This window comes from Mesobacillus subterraneus (assembly GCF_023715485.1).
Taxonomy (GTDB): Bacteria; Bacillota; Bacilli; order Bacillales; family Cytobacillaceae; genus Mesobacillus; species Mesobacillus subterraneus_B.
Genome location: NZ_JAMBOF010000039.1, coordinates 1 through 1606 on the forward strand (window position 1 = coordinate 1; position 1606 = coordinate 1606).

General features: G+C 55.0%; 1 rRNA gene. It reads right to left on the reverse strand.

What is annotated here, in order from left to right:
* Positions 1-33: 33 nt before the first annotated feature.
* A 16S ribosomal RNA gene (locus M3204_RS23415) occupies positions 34-1584 on the reverse strand.
* Positions 1585-1606: the final 22 nt, after the last annotated feature.

Consider the following 1606-nt stretch of genomic DNA (forward strand, 5'->3'; position numbering starts at 1 on the left):
CGCATTCCGATTGCCAATAGGCAATATCCTTAGAAAGGAGGTGATCCAGCCGCACCTTCCGATACGGCTACCTTGTTACGACTTCACCCCAATCATCTGTCCCACCTTAGGCGGCTGGCTCCATAAAGGTTACCCCACCGACTTCGGGTGTTACAAACTCTCGTGGTGTGACGGGCGGTGTGTACAAGGCCCGGGAACGTATTCACCGCGGCATGCTGATCCGCGATTACTAGCGATTCCGGCTTCATGCAGGCGAGTTGCAGCCTGCAATCCGAACTGAGAATGGTTTTATGGGATTGGCTTCACCTCGCGGCTTCGCGACCCTTTGTTCCATCCATTGTAGCACGTGTGTAGCCCAGGTCATAAGGGGCATGATGATTTGACGTCATCCCCACCTTCCTCCGGTTTGTCACCGGCAGTCACCTTAGAGTGCCCAACTGAATGCTGGCAACTAAGATCAAGGGTTGCGCTCGTTGCGGGACTTAACCCAACATCTCACGACACGAGCTGACGACAACCATGCACCACCTGTCACTCTGTCCCCCGAAGGGGAACGCCCTATCTCTAGGGTTGTCAGAGGATGTCAAGACCTGGTAAGGTTCTTCGCGTTGCTTCGAATTAAACCACATGCTCCACCGCTTGTGCGGGCCCCCGTCAATTCCTTTGAGTTTCAGCCTTGCGGCCGTACTCCCCAGGCGGAGTGCTTAATGCGTTTGCTGCAGCACTAAAGGGCGGAAACCCTCTAACACTTAGCACTCATCGTTTACGGCGTGGACTACCAGGGTATCTAATCCTGTTCGCTCCCCACGCTTTCGCGCCTCAGCGTCAGTTACAGACCAGAGAGCCGCCTTCGCCACTGGTGTTCCTCCACATCTCTACGCATTTCACCGCTACACGTGGAATTCCGCTCTCCTCTTCTGCACTCAAGTTCCCCAGTTTCCAATGACCCTCCCCGGTTGAGCCGGGGGCTTTCACATCAGACTTAAGGAACCGCCTGCGCGCGCTTTACGCCCAATAATTCCGGACAACGCTTGCCACCTACGTATTACCGCGGCTGCTGGCACGTAGTTAGCCGTGGCTTTCTGGTCAGGTACCGTCAAGGTACCGGCAGTTACTCCGGTACTTGTTCTTCCCTGACAACAGAGCTTTACGACCCGAAGGCCTTCATCGCTCACGCGGCGTTGCTCCGTCAGACTTTCGTCCATTGCGGAAGATTCCCTACTGCTGCCTCCCGTAGGAGTCTGGGCCGTGTCTCAGTCCCAGTGTGGCCGATCACCCTCTCAGGTCGGCTACGCATCGTTGCCTTGGTGAGCCATTACCTCACCAACTAGCTAATGCGCCGCGGGCCCATCTGTAAGTGACAGCCGAAACCGTCTTTCAGCTTTCCCTCATGTGAGGGAAAGGATTATCCGGTATTAGCTCCGGTTTCCCGAAGTTATCCCAGTCTTACAGGCAGGTTGCCCACGTGTTACTCACCCGTCCGCCGCTGATCTTCAAAAGCAAGCTAATGAAGATCCGCTCGACTTGCATGTATTAGGCACGCCGCCAGCGTTCGTCCTGAGCCAGGATCAAACTCTCCAATAAAGAGTTATGAGTTAGCTCATAA